15 protein-coding genes are annotated in these 21295 nt (G+C 59.5%); 4 read left to right on the forward strand and 11 right to left on the reverse strand.

Annotation, left to right across the window (positions count from 1 at the left end):
- The first annotated feature begins 2 nt into the window (after positions 1-2).
- Together ACRER8_RS02635 and ACRER8_RS02640 are read left to right on the forward strand one after the other, a co-directional pair.
- The gene (locus tag ACRER8_RS02635) at positions 3-1088 is read left to right on the forward strand and encodes a catalase family peroxidase (protein WP_431744809.1); all 1086 of its coding nucleotides are present in this window, start codon (positions 3-5) and stop codon (positions 1086-1088) included.
- On the forward strand, positions 1085-1630 hold the full coding sequence (locus ACRER8_RS02640; RefSeq protein WP_431744810.1) for a cytochrome b: 546 nt from the start codon (positions 1085-1087) through the stop codon (positions 1628-1630). The genes ACRER8_RS02635 and ACRER8_RS02640 overlap by 4 nt, the downstream gene beginning before the upstream one ends.
- 154 nt (positions 1631-1784) lie before the next feature.
- Here the strand turns inward: ACRER8_RS02640 and ACRER8_RS02645 are convergent, their stop codons facing one another.
- The 3 genes from ACRER8_RS02645 to ACRER8_RS02655 form a co-directional block, all read right to left on the reverse strand.
- A complete protein-coding gene (locus ACRER8_RS02645; protein WP_431744811.1) occupies positions 1785-2927 on the reverse strand; it encodes a M14 family metallopeptidase in 1143 nt (380 codons plus the stop codon).
- 113 nt (positions 2928-3040) lie between these two features.
- Positions 3041-3571 carry a DUF4880 domain-containing protein gene (locus ACRER8_RS02650; protein ID WP_431744812.1) on the reverse strand — a complete coding sequence of 177 codons (531 nt, stop codon included), beginning with the start codon at positions 3569-3571 and terminating at the stop codon, positions 3041-3043.
- A gap of 592 nt (positions 3572-4163) precedes the next feature.
- Positions 4164-4631 (reverse strand): Lrp/AsnC family transcriptional regulator, encoded by a 468-nt coding sequence (locus ACRER8_RS02655; protein WP_431744813.1) that lies wholly within the window; start codon positions 4629-4631, stop codon positions 4164-4166.
- A gap of 223 nt (positions 4632-4854) precedes the next feature.
- Here ACRER8_RS02655 and ACRER8_RS02660 point away from each other — a divergent pair, with 223 nt between their 5' ends.
- On the forward strand, positions 4855-8337 hold the full coding sequence (locus ACRER8_RS02660) for an indolepyruvate ferredoxin oxidoreductase family protein (RefSeq protein ID WP_431744814.1): 3483 nt from the start codon (positions 4855-4857) through the stop codon (positions 8335-8337).
- Between the two features lie 87 nt (positions 8338-8424).
- On the opposite strand, the gene ACRER8_RS02665 is transcribed toward ACRER8_RS02660, so the two are convergent.
- The 8 genes from ACRER8_RS02665 to ACRER8_RS02700 all read right to left on the reverse strand — a co-directional run bounded on the left by ACRER8_RS02665 (position 8425) and on the right by ACRER8_RS02700 (position 19467).
- Positions 8425-9933 (reverse strand): MmgE/PrpD family protein, encoded by a 1509-nt coding sequence (locus ACRER8_RS02665; protein ID WP_431744815.1) that lies wholly within the window; start codon positions 9931-9933, stop codon positions 8425-8427.
- 321 nt (positions 9934-10254) lie between these two features.
- A complete protein-coding gene (locus ACRER8_RS02670) occupies positions 10255-12219 on the reverse strand; it encodes an acetyl-CoA carboxylase biotin carboxylase subunit (protein WP_431744816.1) in 1965 nt (654 codons plus the stop codon).
- On the reverse strand, positions 12219-13037 hold the full coding sequence (locus ACRER8_RS02675) for a gamma-carboxygeranoyl-CoA hydratase (protein WP_431744817.1): 819 nt from the start codon (positions 13035-13037) through the stop codon (positions 12219-12221). The genes ACRER8_RS02670 and ACRER8_RS02675 overlap by 1 nt, the downstream gene beginning before the upstream one ends.
- 14 nt (positions 13038-13051) lie before the next feature.
- Complete coding sequence (locus ACRER8_RS02680; protein ID WP_431744818.1) at positions 13052-14659, reverse strand: carboxyl transferase domain-containing protein; 1608 nt, start codon at positions 14657-14659, stop codon at positions 13052-13054.
- Between the two features lie 93 nt (positions 14660-14752).
- Positions 14753-15916 (reverse strand): isovaleryl-CoA dehydrogenase, encoded by a 1164-nt coding sequence (locus ACRER8_RS02685; protein ID WP_431744819.1) that lies wholly within the window; start codon positions 15914-15916, stop codon positions 14753-14755.
- Positions 15917-16712: 796 nt separating this feature from the next.
- Positions 16713-17612 (reverse strand): hydroxymethylglutaryl-CoA lyase, encoded by a 900-nt coding sequence (locus ACRER8_RS02690; RefSeq protein WP_431744820.1) that lies wholly within the window; start codon positions 17610-17612, stop codon positions 16713-16715.
- A gap of 52 nt (positions 17613-17664) precedes the next feature.
- Positions 17665-18045 (reverse strand): MerR family transcriptional regulator, encoded by a 381-nt coding sequence (locus ACRER8_RS02695; protein WP_431744821.1) that lies wholly within the window; start codon positions 18043-18045, stop codon positions 17665-17667.
- Between the two features lie 489 nt (positions 18046-18534).
- Positions 18535-19467 (reverse strand): LysR family transcriptional regulator, encoded by a 933-nt coding sequence (locus ACRER8_RS02700; RefSeq protein ID WP_431744822.1) that lies wholly within the window; start codon positions 19465-19467, stop codon positions 18535-18537.
- A gap of 169 nt (positions 19468-19636) precedes the next feature.
- Between ACRER8_RS02700 and ACRER8_RS02705 the strand changes: the two genes are divergently transcribed.
- Entirely contained in the window at positions 19637-20869 is a 1233-nt protein-coding gene (locus ACRER8_RS02705) for an acyl-CoA dehydrogenase (protein WP_431744823.1), read from the forward strand.
- The last annotated feature ends 426 nt before the right edge of the window (positions 20870-21295 follow it).

A 21295-nucleotide genomic window follows, 5' to 3' on the forward strand; every position in this document is an offset into this window, starting at 1 on the left:
CGATGATTGACCATGAGCCGCCGTATCCCCGTAAACCGCCCTTGAGCACCTCGGAAAAACTCGTTCGTCTGGCGGGCATTGGGCTGGTGGTGCTGATCGCCGCCGGAGCGTTCGCCTACGTCAATGGCAGTCTGGACCCACAGCGCCTGACGCCCGCCCGTGTCGTCGATGTGTTCGAACACAATAACGGCGTCCATGCAGGTTTTCGTCGTAACCATCCCAAAGGAATCTGCGTCGCCGGGTACTTTGAGAGCAATGGCTCGGCGGCCTCCCTGTCCAAAGCGCAGGTATTTGCTAACGGCCGCACGCCTGTAATCGGACGTCTCGCGCTGCCCACCGGCAATCCGTATTCGCCGGACAGCGCCGCGCCAATCCGCAGTTTCGCCGTGCAGTTCACCCAGCCCAACGGCCAGCAATGGCGCACCGGGATGAACAGCATGCCAGTGTTCCCCGTCGGCACGCCTGAGGCGTTTATCGATCTGCAGAAAGCCACCGCGCCAGATCCCAGAACCGGCAAACCCGACCCGGCCAAGCCGCCTGCCTTCTTCGCCGCACACCCCGAAGCCCAGCCGTTTCTTGCGTGGGTCAAGACCGCCAAACCGTCCGCCAGCTTCGCGACCGAGACCTACAACAGCATTAACGCGTTCGTACTGATCGATGCCCAGGGCAAACGCCAGCCCGTGCGCTGGAGTCTGGTGCCGGAAGCCAAAGGTGATGCGCCGACGCCAGATGCCAAGGACTACCTGCAACAGGACCTCAGCGACAAACTCGCCAGTGGTCCGCAACGCTGGAATCTGGTGCTGACGATGGCCAATGCCCAAGACCCGACCAACGACGCTTCCAAGAGCTGGTCGGGTGAGCATAAAACCGTGAACGCCGGCACCCTGGTCGTGGAAAGCGACAGCGCGCAGCTGGACGGCAATTGCCGCGACATCAACTACGACCCGCTGGTATTGCCGAACGGCATCGAAGGCTCGGATGACCCGCTGTTGGCGGCACGATCCGCTGCGTACGCGTCTTCGTACTTGCGTCGTACCAGTGAAGTCGATCAGTTGAAAGCCGCGCCTGCCCAGGAGAAACAGCCATGAGTTCGCCCAACACGCACTTCGCTCCACTGGCCCGCGCCCTGCATTGGCTGATGGCGCTTATGGTCATTGCCATGTTGTTCATTGGCGCCGGAATGGTCGCGTCGATATCCGAACGCCACGAGTGGCTGCTGAACCTGCACAAACCGCTGGGTATCGCGATTCTGGTGCTGGTCATCGTGAGACTGATCGTGCGCTTTACCACGCGAACGCCGCCGTTACCTGCCGATCTTCCTCCCGTTCAAGTGCTGGCCGCCAAGCTCTCGCACTACCTGCTTTATGCACTGATGCTGGCAATGCCGCTGATCGGCTGGGCGATGATTTCGGCGGCGGGCGACCCGGTCATGCTCGGCAGTTCGCTGCGCCTGCCTTCGATCGTCGCCGCCCACGCGCAAACCTTCGCCTTTCTGCGCAACGCTCACCGCTATCTGGCGTATCTGTTCTTCCTGACCATCCTCGCGCACTTGGCGGCGGCGCTGTTTCACGGATGGATCCGCAGGGACGAGGTGCTGGACAGCATGTTGCGGGGGAAATCGAAGGGGTAAGGTCGGCCCGCAGATGGCCGAACGCACACGGTGTGCTTCCGGGCGCAGCGCGTAGGAGCCGGCTTGCTGGCGAAAGCATTCGACCCGGCCGCGCAGATGTGTCTGCGCCGCCGCGTTCGCCAGCAAGCCGGCTCCTACAAAGGGGGGTAAAGGTTCAGCGCAGCACCGAAACCATCTGCCCCAGGATGGTCAGCACGTCCCGAGCCAATTGTTTGGAGCGCTTGCCCGACCAGCCGGTGACGATATCCGGCGCATCGTCGTTATCCTTGAACGGCATCTCCAGGGTTAGCGACAGGCATTTATAGCGTTCGCCGACACTGTTGCAGGCCAGGTTCATGTTGGCCTTGCCCGGCGCGCTTTTCGGATAGCCGTAGCGGGTCTGGAAATCCCTGGTCAGCCCGCTCAGGCGCCCGCGGAAATCGGCTTCCAGCTCCTTCTGTTTCTCGGTGTAACCGGGATTGCCTTCGCAGGCAGCGGTGAAGACGTAAGGGATTTCTTCGTCACCATGTACGTCGAGGAACATGTCCACGCCGTGTTTTTCCATCTGTTCTTTGACGAAAAACACTTCAGGGCTCAACTCCGGTGTCGAGTCCTGCCAGGCGCGGTTGAGATCCTTGCCCTGAGCGTTGGTGCGCAGGTGGCCATGGAACGAACCGTCCGGGTTCATGTGTGGCACTAGATACAGATCCGCAGAGGCGAGCAGGGCCTGCAATTCGGCGTCGTTCTCTTGCAGGCGCTCGATGATGCCTTCCATGAACCATTCGGCCATGTGTTCGCCGGGATGCTGCTGGGCAATGATCCAGATCTTGCGTTTACCCGGCGCGCCGTCACCTTTGCGCAGCAACGCTATATCGCGGCCTTCGCTGCTGGAGCCTGTGGCCAGTAGTTCGGTGCCCGCCTTGTGCAGCGCCTGATCGATCAGCCACACGTGACGCTCGCGGCTATAGGGCTCGAAATAAGCGAACCAGATCTGCGGCTGCTCTGGCGAGAGCGCGAAGTTCAACGCCTTGCCGTCGAACTGGCTTGGCACGCGGAACCAGGTTTTCTGGTCGTAGGAGGCAGCGGCGTTATAGCCGGTCCAGGCGCGGTTGTAGCTCGATTCGCTGGCGTTGGTCAGACTGAAGGCGTGAGGTTGGCCGATTTGCATGCCGTCAACCTTGAAATGGAACCATTGGAAATGTGGGCTGCGGGTGTCCGGGCGGATGGCCAGTTGTACATTCTGCGCATTGCTTGCATCGAGCACGACGATGTTGCCGCTGTCGAAATCGCAGGTGATGGAAAGGGCGGTCTGAGTCACGGAAAAGTCCTGAATACGTTAGTACCAGCTCATCGCCGTTGGATGGCTGTCATGGCAGGTACTTTACACGCATCAGGTAGCCGGAAGACGACAGAAACGTTTGACGATGAGACTCAGGTGAACGCTTCGGCGGTGACCAGCAGGCTGCACAGAAACGCTGTCAGTAACAGCCAGCCGATGTACACGCGGCGCTTGCGTCGGTGCCAGCCGTTGGCGCCCATGATCGTCGCGGGCGCCAGGAGCTTGCGCCACAGACCTTCGGTTTCCTGGAATGCGTCGAGGTGCAGGGCATCGGCATCGAGCCAGAGGCGGAATTCGATTCGTTGACTGGCGGTCGCCTGGGGGCTCTGCAGGTGCACGTACCAGCGCAGGGCCTGGCTGAAAGAGTCCGGCGAGGTGGGGGCTTCTTCATGGCATTGTTCGAACACGCGAACCATCTTGCGCTCCACTGAATCGACATCCAGTTCGAGCAGATGGGCAATTGAAGCGTAGGAAAGCTCATCGAGACGGCTGAGCAGAAACACCTGCTGTGTCTTGCGCGGCAGCTTCTGGATTCGGCGCCGATAAGCATCGGTCTGCTGGCTGACAGGCGCGTCTGGCTGATGAGTAGGCAGCGAGAACATCGAGCTGAGCTGATTAGTCATGGCATTTCACTCGCGGGTCATCCGTGGATCGTCCTTGGGGAAAGGAGTGGAGCATCATCCGTGATGGAGTTCGATGCTAGTGTTTATGAGAGTCGTTCTCAAGTTGAGCATCGTTTATTCAAGATTTTTTTGCCAAATATGTCGTTTTTGACCTCGGTGGCGGTTCAGCGCTCATTTTTCTTTTGCTATCATGCGCGCCATCGAACAGTCGACCCCTCTTCATTAGCCTGAAGAAGCAACACCCGACCAAATCAGACCCTTCAAGGGCACGAAAAAAAGACCCGGCAAAAGCCGGGTCAAAAACCGTGATTAGCCTGATGAGGAGATAATCCGGAAGCCGACCTAAGGCTTCCGGGTTACCAACCGATCTCGCGACCGGTTGCGCTCAATAATAATCATTATCATTTGCGCGTCAAATGTTTTTTCGCATTCTCGCGAAATAACTTTTTGTGCGTGCGAACCTCCCGCTCGAATTTGCAGCGCTTCCCTGTAGCAGTACGGCCTGCTGGCGGTGGCGTCATGTCTGTAACAGCTGTGCCCGCTGGCACAGCGCATCCGCCGGCAAGCCGGATCGCCACGGCGTGGAGCTTCGCTAGTCCAGTGGCAATTCCGTAGTGCGCTTGACCACACTCATCGCGATGTTCGAGTGCGCTTCCTGGACATGAGGGCTTTGCAGCAGGTGATCGCGTAGAAAGCGCTCGTAGCTGGCGATGTCCTGCACCACCACTTTGAGCATGAAGTCCATATCCCCGGCCATCGTGTAGCATTCCAGCACTTCGGGGTAGCCGATGATCGCCTCCTCGAATTCGGTCAGGTAGCGCCGACCGTGGCCCGACAGCTTCACATCCACAAACACGGTCATGGTTAGCCCCAGCTTGGCCGGGTTGAGCAGGGCGACCTTGCGCTCGATCACGCCTTCCTCTTCCAGTCGATTGATCCGGCGCCAGCACGGCGACTGAGACAATTCGACCCTTTCGGCGATTTCGGCGGCAGAGAGGTCAGCGTCGTGCTGTAGCAGGCGCAGGATTTTACGGTCGATGGGGCTGAGTTTGACCTGCATGAATTGACCCTTTTTTATTCTTGAAATGAAACAGGCATGCAGGATATGAGCAGATTTCGGCCAATTTAGAAAGAAAAAGCCTACGCCGCACAGGCAGTATTGGCTCTGTGTGCGTCGGGTCAACCGTCCCGACGACCGAGCGGCAGGGCCACGGCCCACAAGGCCCGCAAGGCCACTGCTCGCCACATTCAAAACGCACTGATAAAAATAAAGGAGTGCCTGAATGTCTTTGGCTGATATTCGTCTGGATGATAAGTACCGACTCGCAACCGGCAATCTGTATTTGACCGGAACCCAGGCGTTGACCCGCTTGCCGATGCTGCAGAAACAGCGCGACGAGGCCCGTGGTCTGAACACTGCGGGTTTCATTTCCGGTTATCGTGGCTCGCCCTTGGGCAATCTCGACAAGAGCCTCTGGGACGCCAAGGATTATCTTCAGGAAAACGCCATCCATTTCCAGCCGGGGGTCAACGAAGAGTTGGCCGCCACGGCGGTGTGGGGCAGTCAGCAGGTCAACCTGTTTCCTCACGGCAAATACGACGGCGTCTTTGCGCTGTGGTACGGCAAGGGGCCCGGTGTCGATCGTTGCGGCGACGTTTTCAAGCATGGCAACTCGGCCGGTGTCGCGGAAAACGGCGGGGTGCTGATCCTCGCCGGTGACGACCACGGCTGCAAATCCTCAACCATCGCCCACCAGAGCGAACACGCTTTCATCGCCTCGATGATTCCGGTGCTCAACCCGAGCAACGTCCAGGAAATCCTCGATTACGGGATTATCGGCTGGGAGTTGTCGCGTTACAGCGGTTGCTGGGTGGCAATGAAGACCATTGCCGAAAACGTCGATTCGTCCGCAGTGGTCGAGGTTGACCCGCTGCGCATCCAGACCCGGATCCCCGAAGACTTCCAGTTGCCCAAGGATGGTCTGCATATTCGCTGGCCCGACCCGCCACTGGCCCAGGAAGCACGCCTCAATACCTACAAGATCTACGCCGCTCGTGCTTTTGCTCGGGCGAATAAGCTGAACAGGGTCGTCATCGATTCGCCAAAGCCTCGTCTGGGCATCATCACGACCGGTAAATCCTATCTCGATGTGCGCCAGGCTCTGGAAGAGTTGGGCGTCGACGAAGACCTGTGCGCCTCGGTGGGCATCCGCGTGCTTAAGGTTGGCATGAGCTGGCCGCTTGAGCCGGTCTCGGTCCACGACTTCGCCGAGGGACTTGACGAAATCCTCGTCGTCGAAGAAAAACGCAGCGTGATCGAAGACCAATTGACCGGTCAGCTGTACAACTGGCCGGTGGATCAGCGTCCGCGGGTTGTCGGTGAGTTCGACGAGGAAGGTCGCTCGTTGCTGCCGAATCTGGCTGAGCTGACCCCGGCCATGATCGCCCGCGTCATTGCCAAACGCCTGGCCCCGATCTACAGCAGCCCGAAGATCGAAGCGCGTCTGCAATTCCTCCAGGACAAGGAAAAAGCTCTGGCCGCGCCGCTGTTCAGTACCCAACGCACCCCGCATTTCTGTTCCGGTTGCCCGCACAACACCTCGACCAAAGTGCCTGAAGGCAGTCGCGCGCTGGCCGGTATCGGCTGCCACTACATGACCATCTGGATGGACCGGGAAACCGATACGTTTACCCAGATGGGCGGCGAGGGCGTGACCTGGATCGGCCAGGCGCCCTTCACTGAAACGCCTCATGTATTCCAGAACCTGGGCGATGGCACCTACTTCCACTCGGGTCACCTGGCGTTGCGTGCGGCTGTGGCGTCGAAGGTCAACATCACTTACAAGATTCTGTACAACGACGCCGTGGCCATGACCGGTGGCCAGCCTATCGACGGCATTCTGCGGGTCGATCAGCTCAGCCGGCAGGTGTTCAACGAAGGCGTCCAGCGCATCGCACTGGTGTCGGACGATCCGGAAAAATACCCGAGCCGCGAGCAGTTCGCGCCGATCACCACCTTCCACCACCGTCGCGATCTGGACAGCGTGCAGCGCGAACTGCGCGAGTTCAAAGGCGTGTCGGTGATCATTTACGACCAGACCTGTGCCACCGAGAAGCGCCGCCGTCGCAAACGCGGCACCATGCTCGATCTCGACAAGCGCGCCATCATCAACCCGGCGGTGTGCGAAGGCTGCGGCGATTGCGGGGCGAAATCCGGCTGCCTGTCAATCCTGCCCAAGGAAACCACCGAGGGACGCAAGCGTGAAATCGACCAGAGTGCCTGTAACAAGGGCTTCAGCTGCGTCGAAGGCTTCTGTCCGAGTTTCGTCACGGTCCACGGCGGCAAATTACGTAAGCCGCAATTACCTAAACAGGCACAGGCGTTTGCCCAACTGCCTGAGCCAACCCTGCCGAGCCTCGATCAACCGTTCAACATTCTGCTGCCCGGAGTCGGCGGTACAGGCGTCACCACGGTAGGCGCGATGCTGGGCTACGCGGCCAATCTGGAAGGCAAGGGTTGCAGCGTGCTGGATCAGGCAGGGCTGGCGCAGAAGTTCGGTCCCGTGGTCAGCCATATCCGCATCGCTGCGCGCCAGGCCGACCTGTTCGCCGTGCGGATTGCAGCCGGTGAAGCGCATCTGTTGCTGGGTTGCGATCTGCTGGTCTCCTCGGGTCCGGATGCGATCGCCAAACTCAACAGCGCCAAATCCCACGCGGTAGTGAACAGCCAGCAAACCCCGACTGCCGAATTCACTCGTAATCCAGACGCTGAGTTTCCGGCCGACGCCATGATGCAGACCATTCGCGAAGCGGTCGGCGAGGAAAAAACCCATTTCGTTGCGGCCACGGATCTGGCGACTAAATTGATGGGCGATAGCATCGCCAGCAATTTGTTCATGCTGGGTTATGCCTTCCAGATGGGCTTGATTCCGCTGACCTCGGCGGCGATCGAGAAGGCGATCGAGCTCAACGGCGTGGCGGTCAATCTGAACCAGCAGGCGTTTCTGTGGGGCCGGCGTGCAGCGTTCGATCTGCCTGCGGTACAAGCGGCCGCCAATCCTCAGGCGGTCGTTGCTGAACCGAAGTTTCTGAGTCTGGAACAACGTCTGGCCACCCACACCAGGACCCTCGGCGAGTATCAGAACCAGGCTTATGGCGAGCGCTATCTGCAACTGGTTTACAGAGTGCGCGACGCAGAAAGCCGCCTGTTTCCCGGCGAGCAAATGGCGCTGACCGAAGCGGTGGCGTTCAACTACTTCAAGCTTCTGGCCTACAAGGATGAGTATGAAGTCGCACGTCTTTACAGTAACGGCGAATTCACCCGTCAGCTGCACGCGCAGTTCGAAGGCGATTACCGTCTGGAGTTTCATCTGGCGCCATCGTGGCTGGCCAAGCGTGATCCGAACAGCGGCGCACCGCGCAAGCGCAGTTTCGGCCCGTGGATGCTGAAGGCGTTCGACGTGCTGGCGAAATTCAAATTCCTGCGCGGGACAGCGTTTGACCCGTTCGGTCGCAGTCTGGAGCGGCGTCAGGAGCGTGCGTTGATCGACAGCTATGTTGCCGATATCGAACTGATTCTGACGCACTTGAACGCCGGAAATCGTCACACGGCCCTGAGCCTGGCTCGTCTGCCGGAGCGGATTCGTGGTTACGGTCATGTGAAGGAAAGCGCGATGAAGGCTGCGGAGCTGCAGGCAGCGCGGATGCGCCAGAGCCTGATCAGTGGCGAGGTTGAGCTGCCTAAGTTGTATGAGGTAGCGGCGTAATCGGGCCGGGTGAGGTCAAGACTGACCTCACCCGGTGGTTTAAGACGTTTGCTTCAGCGTCTCATCGGCGGTCGACCCAAGCGAATGCTAGGTCGTGGATTGTCCGCTATGCCGTGGATCACCGGTCTGCAAACGCTTGAGCAATTCCGTGAGGTCGTGTTGTTCATCCAGCTTCCAGGCCACATCGAAAAACGTACGCGACTGTTTTTCTGACCAGACACCTTTGACCGAGCGCAGGAATTTTTCCTCGGCACCCTGGCGCGTGAGGGGTTTGCCGCCAAAACCGGGCAAGTCATCGACCTGTTCACTGATGACGCGGCCATCTTCCAGGGTGACCGTTACCCGCGTAGGCAGGCGTTGCGGGGACATTTTGGTGAGGGCGTCGTCTTCTTCAACCGTCAGCTTTTTGAGCAGTGCCACCAGACGCGGATCTTTCAGCGCTTCATCCGAATAGCTCGAATCCTTGATCTCATGGTCGAGCATCGCCCGCACCACGATATAAGGCAGGCTGTGGTCGGCGGTTTCTCGGGTCTTGGGGGCGAACTTCTCCGGCGATTCCGCTGAATACTGATGGCCGACATGGGAGGTGGCGATCACGATGGATTGCACCTTGTTCGTGTCGGGGATGGCCTTGCCGACCTTGGCAGCCGCGGCTATGGCCGTCTGCAACAACGCCTGAGCGGGGTAGGGCTTGATCTGGCATTCGGCAATCTTGAACGTCCCCGCGCGCCCGCCAAATTGTTCGGTGTCCAGCGTGAACGGCCCTGAAACCTGTTTGAAGAACCCGGCATTGCCCTCGAATGCAGGTGCAGGGCCGGTTAGCCCGGCGCGCGCCAGCTGGGCGGCAAATACGGCGTTGCGCCCGGCTTCGGCATCGGCCAGACCTTTCCAGTTGGACAACACTTGCAGGCGGGTCTGGTTCATCGCCAAGTGACCGGCCAGGGACAGATTGACCGCCTGCGTCAACTGCTGCGCCGAGAGCTTCATCAGTTTACCGCTCGCCAACGCCGCCGCTGGCAGGCTGAAGTTGGGGTGGTCCCAGCCTCGCGCGCTGATCTGCACGGTGTCCAGCAAGCGACAGTCGATCTCATAGGCCAGCGCGATCGCCAGTATCAGCTCCTGACCGGAACGCTTCTGCGCCTCGGCGACCGCCAGGCACGGCGTAATGTTGTCGCTCGGATGGCCAACTTCCTTGCCCGCGTAGGAATCATTTAAATCGAGGTAGCGCAGGGCCGCGCCGTTGGCGAAGGCAGCCAGGTCCATGCTGGTCTTGCGCGTGCTGCCAATCAGTGTCGAGACTCCGCCCTCCATGGCGAGGGCAACCTGGCGCACCTCTTGTACTTCAGGCTTGTTCAGCCCGGCGATGGCGCAACCCATGGCATCGATGAAGTGCGCTTTCACGCGTTCGACTATCTCGGCGGGGAGGTTGCCGTACTGGATTGTGGCCACATAATCGGCGAGCCGGTCGGCAATGGTTGGTGCGCCAGGGGGAGCATCGGATGCAGGTGATTTATCGTCCGCGAAGGAGAAGGCCGGCATCAGCGCCAGGCACGTCATTGCTCCGAGCAGGCGGCGTCTATCGAGCATGTAGGGCATGAGCACTCCAGCAATTCTTGTTGTTTTTTATGACCGCGCCAATCCTCAGGCGGGCGCGGCGGAGGCTATAGTGCAAAGCGCTGAAGAATAATTAAAGGGAGTATTGCTTGGATTAGAGTCCAGAAAATCTTCACTCTGGCTAGCCGCCGGGCTGGATCAGTGGCGGGGTCACGCGTATGCGCCCGACGTCCTGTGCGGGTCCATACTGAGCGATTCCTGGGGAGGCGAGCCCATTCGCGAGAAGCCGGTACATCCGATACAGCTCTATCGGACTACCGCCATCTGGCGAATGAATTCGCTCCACAGGTCATCGTTTGCTGGTCATAACGGCGTCAAGTCGACCAGCACGGCACCTTCGCTGACCATCTCGCCCTCGGCGCAATACAGCGCGGAAACCGTGCCGCCCACATTCGCCCGGATGCTGTGCTCCATTTTCATGGCTTCCAGCACCACCAGTGGCGTACCCGCTTCGACCTGCTGGCCGACTTCCACCAGTACCCGAACGATGCTGCCGTTCATGGGGGCGCCTAGGCCGCCCTGTTGGCTGTGGCTGGCCTCGACGGCAGCAATCGGATCGACGCGCTGGATGGCATGCAGTTCACCCTGCCAATGCAGGTACAACGTGCCATCACGCCGAATCGCCAGCGTTTGCTGGCGTACGCCGTTGTCTCTCAACGTCAGTTTTTCGCCGTGGAATTGAACGTGATCGTTGGCTGCGCCCCGCAACTGGACCTTGCGTGTTTCGCCTGCGCAGCTCAGATGCAGATTCGTCTCGGCTGGCAGCCCCAATCGCATTCCATGGGTAACGGCCCAAGGCGAATGTGGGTCACCGTCACAGGCTGAGTTCGGCGTGCTTTGCAGATAAGCCTGCGCTGCCGTCTGCCAGAAGTCATCGGACAGCCCCTGCGCAGGCGGCAACAAATCAGCCTGATAGCGCGGGATGAAACCGGTATCCAACTCAGCATCGGCAAAGGCTGGATGAGCGATGATCCGCCGCAGAAACGCAAGGTTGGTGCGCAGCCCACCAATGGCGAATTCATCGAGCATGGCCAGCAACCGCAGGCGCGCCTGTTCGCGATCCTCGCCCCAGGCAATCAGCTTGCCCAGCATCGGATCGTAGAACGGCGAAACGGCATCTCCCTCGCTCACGCCGCTGTCGACACGACGTCCCGGACCGGTCGCCGATTCACGATAAATCTGCAATGTGCCAGTGGCAGGCAGAAAATCATTGACCGGATCCTCGGCATACAACCGCACCTCGATCGCATGGCCGGTCAACGGCACCTGCTCCTGATTGATCGGCAGCGGCGCGCCCTGTGCGACGCGAATCTGCCAGGCGACCAGATCCAGCCCGGTAATAGCCTCGGTGACAGGGTGCTCGACCTGCAAGCGCGTGTTCATCTCCATGAAGAAAAACTCGCCGCGAGCATCCAGCAGGAATTCCACTGTCCCCGCACCCACATAACCGATTGCCTGAGCCGCACGCACCGCCGCTTCACCCATGGCGCGGCGTAGCTCGGGACTCAGGCCGGGGGCAGGGGCCTCTTCGACGACTTTCTGGTGGCGACGCTGGATCGAGCAGTCGCGCTCGTTCAGGTACACGCAGTGGCCATGTTGATCGGCGAATACCTGAATTTCCACGTGACGCGGCTTGAGAACATATTTCTCCACCAGCATCCGCGAATCGCCGAACGATGATTGTGCTTCGCGCTGCGCCGAGGCCAACGCTTCGGCCAGATCCTCATCACGCTCGACGACTTTCATGCCCTTGCCACCACCACCCGCTGTAGCCTTGAGCAGCACCGGGTAGCCGATACGCGCGGCGGCTTCCCTGAATGTCGCGGCGTCCTGAGCTTCACCGTGGTAACCGGGTACCAGCGGTACGCCTGCGGTTTCCATCAACGATTTGGCAGCCGATTTGCTGCCCATGGCGTCGATGGCGGAGGCGGGTGGGCCGAGGAAAATCAGGCCCGCCTGCTCTATCGCTCGGGCGAAGCCTGCGTTTTCCGAAAGGAATCCATAGCCTGGATGGATCGCCTGGGCGCCGCTGCTTTTGGCCGCTGCGATCAGCTTGTCGATCTGCAAGTAGCTGTCTGCGGCCTTGCTGCCACCCAGATCCACCGCGATATCCGCCTCACGCACATGCCGAGCGTCGCGATCGGTGGCGCTGTGGACTGCAACGGTGGTCAGGCCCATTGCCCTGGCAGTGCGCATGACCCGACAGGCAATCTCGCCACGATTGGCGACCAGCACAGAGGTCAGGGCAGGGTTGTTCGGGCCGCTCATCAACGTGATTCTCCATCATTGTTATTGTCGCCGCGCCAGCTCGGGTCGCGTTTTTGCAAAAATGCGCGCAAACCTTCCTGGCCTTCAGGACTGACCCGGATGCGGGCAATGGCGTTCTCGCAGTAGCGGCGCAGGGCAGGCGTCAACTCACCGTGACCGACTTCACGCAGCAGGTCCTTGCTGATGCGCATCGCCTGCGGGCTGTTGAGCAGCAAGTTGGCTATCCATTGCTGCGTCTGCTGTTCGAGTTCCGCGGCGGGGTAAGCCTCGGCAAGCAGGCCGATTTCCCGGGCGCGCGATCCATCGAAGCGTTCAGCGGTCAGGGCGTAACGACGCGCGTGACGTTCGCCGATCGCTTGCACCACGAACGGGCTGATGACCGCAGGCGTCAGGCCGATCTTGACTTCCGAGAGGCAGAGCTGCGCGTCTTCGGCGCCAATCGCCATGTCGCAGCAACTGATCAGGCCAAGCGCGCCGCCATAGGCCGCGCCTTGCACCACCGCCAGGGACGGCACTCTCAGTTTGGCCAGGTTGTACATCAGCTCGCTTAGCTCACGGGCATCACCCAGATTGGTGTCGTAGTCCAGATTGGCCGATTCCTGCATCCAGGTCAGATCGGCCCCGGCGCTGAAATGCCGCCCCCGCGCGCGCAACAGTAGAAAGCGCAGGCTGCTGTCGTTCCGAATACGCTCCAGGGCGATGATCAGTTCACGAATCATCTGCGCGTTGAAAGCATTGTTCTTGTCAGGCCGGTTGAGCCAGAGCGTGACGAAGCCGCGTGGGTCGTGCTCAAGCTCGATAGTGTCGAAATCGGTCATATTCGGTCCTCGGGTCACATCCGGAACACGCCGAAGCGGGTCGGTTCGATAGGGGCGTTGAGCGCGGCGCTGATGGCCAGCGCAAGAATCTCGCGGGTCTGCACCGGATCGATTACGCCGTCGTCCCACAGTCGGGCGCTGGAATAGTAGGGATGACCCTGCCTCTCGTATTGGTCGAGAATCGGCTGCTTGAGCTCGGTTTCCTGTTCGGCAGTGAAGCTCTGGCCGCTGCGTTCGGCCTGCTCGCGCTTGACCTGGGCCAGTACGCCCGCCGCCTGTTCGCCGCCCATCACGCCAATGCGCGCATTGGGCCACATCCACAAGAAGCGTGGATCGTAGGCGCGTCCGCACATCCCGTAGTTGCCGGCGCCGAAGCTGCCACCAATGATCACGGTGAATTTGGGCACCTTGGCGCAGGCAACGGCGGTCACCAGCTTGGCCCCGTGCTTGGCGATGCCGCCGGCCTCGTACTTCTGGCCGACCATGAAGCCGGTGATGTTTTGCAGGAACAACAGCGGGATGCCGCGCTGGCAGGCCAGTTCGATGAAATGCGCGCCTTTCTGCGCGGCTTCGGCGAACAGAATGCCGTTGTTGGCCAGGATCGCGAGCGGATAGCCATTCAGATGGGCGAAGCCGCACACCAGCGTGGTCCCGAACAGCGCCTTGAATTCATCGAACACCGAGCCATCGACCAGTCGCGCGATGACCTCACGCACATCGAACGGCTGCTTGGGATCGGCGGAAATCACGCCATACAGTTCGTCGCTGTCATACAGCGGGGCCACTGGCGTACGTACCTGAAGTTCGCCCTGCTTGCGCCAATTGAGGTTGGCGATGCTGCGACGGGCCAGTTCCAGCGCATGTTCGTCGCTGTCGGCGTAGTGATCGGCGACCCCGGAAACCTTGCAGTGCACGTCGGCACCGCCCAAATCCTCGGCACTGACAACCTCGCCAGTCGCGGCTTTGACCAAAGGAGGCCCGGCGAGGAAGATCGTCGCCTGCTGACGGACCATGATGGCCTCATCGGCCATGGCTGGCACGTACGCCCCGCCTGCGGTACAGGAGCCCATGACCACGGCGATCTGCGGGATGCCTTGAGCGCTCATGTTGGCCTGATTGAAGAAGATCCGCCCGAAGTGCTCGCGATCCGGAAACACTTCGTCCTGTCGTGGCAGGTTGGCGCCGCCCGAGTCCACCAGATACACGCACGGCAGGCGATTCTGCTGGGCGATGGCCTGAGCGCGCAGGTGTTTCTTGACCGTCAGCGGATAATACGAACCGCCTTTGACCGTGGCGTCATTGGCGATGATCATGCATTCGACGCCTTCCACTCGACCGATCCCGGCGATGACACCCGCTGCGGGCACGTCTTCACCGTACACGTCGTGGGCAGCCAGTTGGCTGATTTCGAGGAAGGGGGAGCCAGCATCGAGCAGACCGTTGATGCGCTCACGTGGCAACAACTTGCCCCGAGAGGTGTGGCGCTCTTGAGCCTTGGCACCGCCGCCCTCGTGAACCTGAGCCAAAAGGGTGTGCAAATCGTCGACTTGTTTGCGTAACGCTTCGCTGTTGGCTAAAAATTCTGCCGAGCGTGGGTTGATTCGGGTTCCTAGAATTGTCATTTGAGCCTTGCTCCAACCTCTGTCGTGAATCCGAAGTCACGGCATGCACGAACCACTTCTGCTTGCCGCTTACAGCTCGAAACTCGCCGCTGCTTATCTCGTTTCATTGAACAGTTCGCGGCCGATCAACATGCGACGAATCTCGCTGGTGCCAGCGCCGATTTCGTACAGTTTGGCGTCGCGCAGCAGCCGACCTGCGGGGAATTCGTTGATGTAGCCGTTGCCGCCAAGAATCTGGATGGTGTCGAGCGCCATCTGGGTTGCACGTTCGGCGCTGTAGAGAATTACCCCGGCGGCGTCCTTGCGCGTGGTTTCTCCGCGTTCACAGGCCTGCGCCACGGCATACAGGTACGCGCGGCTGGCGTTGAGTTGGGTATACATGTCGGCGACCTTGCCCTGGATCAGCTGGAACTCGCCGATGCTCTGGCCGAACTGCTTGCGGTCGTGGATGTAGGGCAATACGACGTCCATGCAGGCCTGCATGATCCCGGTCGGCCCGCCTGAAAGCACGACGCGTTCGTAGTCCAGTCCGCTCATCAGTACCTTGACGCCGCCATTCAGCGCGCCGAGAAGGTTTTCTTCCGGGACTTCAACGTCGTCGAAGAACAGTTCGCAGGTGTTCGAGCCGCGCATGCCCAATTTGTCGAATTTGTTGCCACGCGAGAAACCTTTCCAGTCACGCTCGACGATGAACGCGCTGATGCCGTGAGGGCCTTTCTCCAGGTCGGTCTTGGCGTAGATCACGTAGGTGTGGGCGTCGGGGCCGTTGGTGATCCAGGTCTTGCTGCCATTGAGCACGAAGCGGTCACCGCGCTTGTCGGCGCGCAGCTTCATCGACACCACATCGGAACCGGCGTTGGGCTCGCTCATGGCCAGCGCGCCGATGTGTTCGCCGCTAATCAGTTTGGGCAGGTAACGGGATTTCTGTTCGGGGTTGCCATTGCGGTTGATCTGGTTGACGCACAAATTGGAGTGCGCGCCGTAGGACAGGGCGACAGACGCCGAGCCGCGGCTGATTTCCTCCATCGCCACCACATGCGCCAGATAGCCAAGACCCGCGCCGCCATATTGCTCATCGACCGTAATGCCCAGCAGACCCATGTCGCCGAACTTGCGCCACATGTCGGCGGGAAACAGGTTGTCCTTGTCGATCTGCGCGGCCCGTGGAGCCAGCTCGGCCGCCACGAAGGCCTGCACCTGGTCGCGCAACATGTCGATGGTTTCGCCAAGGCCGAAATTGAGCGTGGGGTAGTTCATGAGACTGCGTTCCCTTGTTGTTTTTGGAGGGGCTGTCAGAGCAACATTCTGTATCACCTTTACGTTAACGTAAAGGCACAGGTGTGCAGATGTCAATTGTGGTGAGGGCGAAAACAATTTGAAGAGGGATCATAAAGATGTGATGCCGACCTGTAGAAGTCCGGCTTGCCGGCGGTCGCTTTGAGGGTCACCGCCGTCAAACAGTGCTGCTCGTGGTTCAAACGACTAAAGGGGATTTTCCAAACGCCAGACAGCACGAAGGGGAGCCAAGGCTCCCCTCCAAGTTCAACTGCATGCTCTTTTTTGTTTTTAGGCGACCTGTTGTTGTTTTTGGTGGCCAGACCTTTTTGGCTTTTGAGCAACCCCCATCCGGGGTTAAGAGCAAACGTATTTTTTTGAGCGCTGATGCTGCTTCGATCTTGCGATTCAACCCGTGCGGTAGCTACCTGAAGGTAGTTTTATTGTTCTCTGCCTGATCGAGAAGCCTGCGCCTCACAAAGCGATCCACTTCAAAAAAATCAGTTAGCTGCGTCTCTGTCCGTGTTGTTCTTGTTATGTCAGAGCCGATACGTCTTGTTTTTATTGGGTTACTGCATTTTGTTATTTTTGTTGTACGTGAGACATAGCAGATGCCATGCCAACTTTTTCCGATTCTTTGCAAGGCCCGGAAACCGGGGCCTTGAGGACATTCAGAAAATCAGGCTGTTGCCAGGGTAATCGCCGAGTGTTTCCGTGTTACCCGTTTCAGTGTTTCATTTGCCGGTCAGGGTAACACTCTGTGACAACTTGTCGCACATCAGACCGACAAACGTGCCTTTGCCACCCTTGAGCCATTGGCTCGACCCAACAGGTCACTGATGCGTTGACCGGCAGCGATCAGCTTGTCCAGATCGATTCCTGTGTCGATGTCCAGACCGTTGAGCATATACAGCACATCTTCAGTGGCGACATTGCCCGTTGCCCCTTTGGCGTAAGGGCAGCCACCGAGCCCGGCGACCGAGCTGTCGAATACCTGAATACCCTCCAGCAGGCTGGCGTAGATGTTGGTCAGCGCCTGGCCGTAGGTGTCGTGGAAGTGACCTGCGAGCTTGCCACGCGGAATCTGCCCTGCCACGGCGTCGATCAACGTTCGGGTCGCGCCTGGCGTCCCGGTGCCAATGGTGTCGCCCAGTGACACTTCGTAACAGCCCATGCCGAACAACTCGTTGGCGACCGCCGCTACCTGTTTTGGCGCAACAGTGCCTTCGTACGGGCAGCCCAGCACACAGGACACGTAACCTCGGACCCGAATCCCATGCAGGCGCGCGGCCTCCATGATCGGCAGGAAGCGGTCGAGACTTTCGCTTATCGAGCAATTGATGTTGCGCTGGGAGAACGATTCGGACGCCGCAGCGAACACTGCGACCTCCTTGACGCCTGACGCCAATGCGTCTTCGAAACCGCGAAGGTTGGGCGCGAGGGCGGCATAGGTGACATCTGTCTTGCGCTGGATGCCTGCGAAGACTTCGGCAGAGCCTGCCATCTGCGGCACCCACTTGGGCGAGACGAAACTGCCAACTTCGATATAGCCAAGGCCGGCATCGGTGAGGTCATCCACCAGGCGGATCTTGTCGGCTACGTCGATGGGGCGGGCTTCGTTCTGCAGGCCGTCTCGTGGGCCGACTTCGACCAGGCGTACATGTTGAGGGAGCGACATGGCAGGATTATTCCTCGAAACGTTTGGAGGTGTATTTATTATCTTGATGTTTTTAAACGGTATTTTCCAAAGCTGCTTTGCAGCGTTCTTCGGCGGTATCCAATTCCAGCTGCATTTGCTGAATGTCCAGCAACTGCTGGTCCAGTTGCGCGCGGCGCTCGGCAATTTTTGCCAGCATGGTGGTGAGCTGCTTCTGATTATCCCCGGCCGGATCGTAAAGCCCGATCAAATCACGGCACTCCGCCAGGGAGAAGCCGATGCGTTTGCCACGCAGTATGAGCTTGAGGGTTACCTTGTCCCGCGCCGAGTAAACCCGCTCGAGACCACGGCGTTCTGGAGTGAGCATGCCTTGCTCTTCATAAAAGCGAATAGTCCGGGTGGTGATGTCTAGCTCGCGGGCGAGGTCGGAAATGCTGTAGGTCGGATTGCTCATGGGAGACTCGAACGAGAAAAGCGAGAACTAAACGTACGGCGCGCTTGACGTAAACGTCAAGCGACGAGCCTTATGCGAGCGTTGATTTCTGTAGCAGTCCGGCTTGCCTATGATGGGTGTCAAGGCCGCCACCGCCGGCGAGCCGGGCTGCTACAGGGTTTGTGCCGACCGTAAATCCGGCACGCCGCAAAACCTGTGGGAGCCGGCTTGCTGGCGAATGGGGTGGGTCAGTCGCCAATGCGTTCTCTGAAAGAGTCGGTTCGCCAGCAAGCCGGCTCCTACATGGATCGTGCCCTGCAATAATCCTGCTACTCCGCAGCTCTATGGCAGCACGGCTTGCCGGCGGTGGCGTATTTCAGGCCGCTGCCGCCGGCGAGCCGGACTGCCGGACTATAGAAAGTCATATCCGGAGAAAACCTAAACAATTCCTCCATACCGCTTTAATAAACGGAAATAAATCGCTGATATAACTGATTATTTAGGTTATGGTTAAAGCTCTTTCTCAAGTCTTCGTTCCTGCGCAATCACTAACTGACACAACTCGATGATCTGCTCTCGCATCCAACGGTTCGCCGGATCCTGATCGGTGCTTTCGTGCCAATACAAATGAGTCTCGACACTCGGCACGTCATTGACCGGGAGATGAACAAAGTGCAGATCATTGCGGCGGGCGAAGCGTTCCGGGACGGTCATGACCATGTCGGTCTGTTGCAGCACCTGGGACGCCATCAGGTAATGCTGGGAGCGCAGGGCGATCTTACGCTGTATGCCCATCTTGCCCAGTGAAAGGTCGACATAGCCCAATCCGCTGCGACGGCTGGAAATATGGATGTGGGCCACCGACAGATAGTCGTCCAGGGTGATCGAACCCTTGTTCGCCAGCGGGTGCCCTTTTCGCATGGCACAGACATAGCTGTCTTCCATCAGCTTGACGTGACGCACCTGCGGATCGGTGTTCAGGGGCGCATCGACGGCAAAATCCAGTCGGCCCGCGGCCAGTTCCTTGGTGGTCTCCCGACGTTTGGATAAAAAGCTCTCGATGGTCACGCCTGGGGCCAGGCGACGCAGGCGCTGGAACAGCGCGGGCAGGATGATCGCCTCGGTCAGGTCAGTCATGCTGATGCGGTAGTTCTTGTTCGCCTGCAGCGGATTGAAAATGCGGCTTTCCTGTACCGAAACCCGTAGCAGCGACAAGGCGTTGCGCACCGGCCCGATGATGTTTTGGGCCATGGGCGTGGGCACCATACCTTGGGCAGTGCGCACAAACAGCGGGTCGTTGAAGGTTTCCCGCAGGCGGGCCAGGGCATTGGACACGGCCGGCTGAGTGATGCCGACGATTTGGCCGGCGCGGGTGAGGTTGGCTTCGGTGTAGATGGCGTCAAACACAATAAATAGGTTGAGATCGACCTTGCTCAGATTCATTGCTGTGCGCCTCACGCTGTTTTTGTTGTTGGTCTGGTTTGTTCTGGGTTGGCCGATCATATATCGGTTATGAATGTTTATACACGCTGAGAATAGGTTAGATAAATAGAGGGCGCTGATCTAGCATCCTTTGCATGACTTGAAACACCCACCAGAAGGTAGCTGCCCCATGGATTTCGCTTACTCCCCCAAGGTTCAGGAATTGCGCGAACGCGTCACGGCGTTCATGGACGCCTATGTGTATCCAGCCGAACCTGTGTTCGAACGCCAGGTCGCCGAGGGAGATCGCTGGCAGCCGACCGCGATCATGGAGGAGCTTAAGGCCCGGGCCAAAGCCGATGGTTTGTGGAACTTGTTTCTGCCCGAGTCGGAGTTGGGCGCAGGATTGACCAATCTTGAATATGCACCGCTGGCGGAAATCATGGGCCGTTCACTGCTCGGGCCGGAGCCGTTTAATTGCTCGGCGCCGGACACCGGCAACATGGAAGTGCTGGTGCGTTACGCCAGCGAAGGGCAAAAACAGCAGTGGCTGGAGCCTTTGCTGCGTGGCGAAATTCGCTCGGCGTTTGCCATGACCGAGCCTGACGTGGCGTCTTCCGACGCGACCAACATGGCCGCGCGAGCCGTGCGCGATGGCGACGAGTGGGTGATCAATGGCCGTAAATGGTGGACCTCCGGCGCCTGTGACCCGCGCTGCAAGATCATGATCTTCATGGGCCTGAGCAACCCCGATGGCCCGCGTCACGAACAGCATTCGATGATTCTGGTGCCGACCGACGCGCCGGGGGTGAAGATCGTGCGCCCGTTACCGGTGTTCGGCTATGACGACGCGCCTCATGGTCACGCCGAAGTACTTTTCGAAAACGTCCGCGTGCCATACGAAAACGTACTGCTGGGTGAAGGGCGAGGCTTCGAGATTGCGCAGGGACGTCTGGGGCCGGGGCGCATTCACCACTGCATGCGTTCGATCGGCATGGCCGAGCGCGCGCTGGAGCTGATGTGCAAACGCTCGGTACAGCGTACGGCGTTCGGCCGGCCACTGGCGCGTCTGGGCGGCAACATCGACAAGATTGCCGATTCGCGGATGGAAATCGACATGGCGCGGCTGTTGACCCTGAAAGCGGCGTACATGATGGACACGGTTGGCAACAAGGTGGCGAAAAGCGAGATCGCGCAGATCAAGGTGGTGGCGCCGAACGTAGCGCTACGGGTGATTGATCGCGCAATCCAGATTCACGGCGGAGCCGGGGTCTCGGGCGATTTCCCCCTGGCTTATATGTACGCCATGCAGCGCACCCTGCGCCTGGCGGACGGTCCGGACGAGGTCCATCGGGCAGCAATCGGCAAATACGAGGTCGGCAAATATGTACCCAAGGAGATGATGCGCAGCGAGCATCGCTAACACCCGCTAAACGAATCCATGTGGGTTACTTCCGTGGGAGTGATTGTGCGTACACGCGGTCCCGCGTAGAAGCCGGCTTGCTGGCGACTGGGCGTGTCAGACCGCACAACTGTAGCTGCTCCACCGCATTCGCCAGCAAGCCGGCTCCTACAGGTTTTGCGGCGCCTGGGATTTTTGCGTAGGGCGCATACCGGCTAGAGGCCTGGGTTTTGGCAGTGATGAGCTTTCGGACGCCACCGCCGGTAAGCGGGCTGCTACGGATTCTGCGGTGTATCGGGATTGTGTGTTTACGCGGTCCCGCGTAGAACCGGCTTGCTGGCGAACTGGGTGTGTCAGACCGCACAATTGTAGCTGACCCACCGCATTCGCCAGCAAGCCGGCTCCTACAGGTTTTGCGGCGCCTGGGATTTTTGCGTAGCGCGCATT

Source organism: Pseudomonas sp. (assembly GCF_050739935.1).
Taxonomy (GTDB): Bacteria; Pseudomonadota; Gammaproteobacteria; order Pseudomonadales; family Pseudomonadaceae; genus Aquipseudomonas.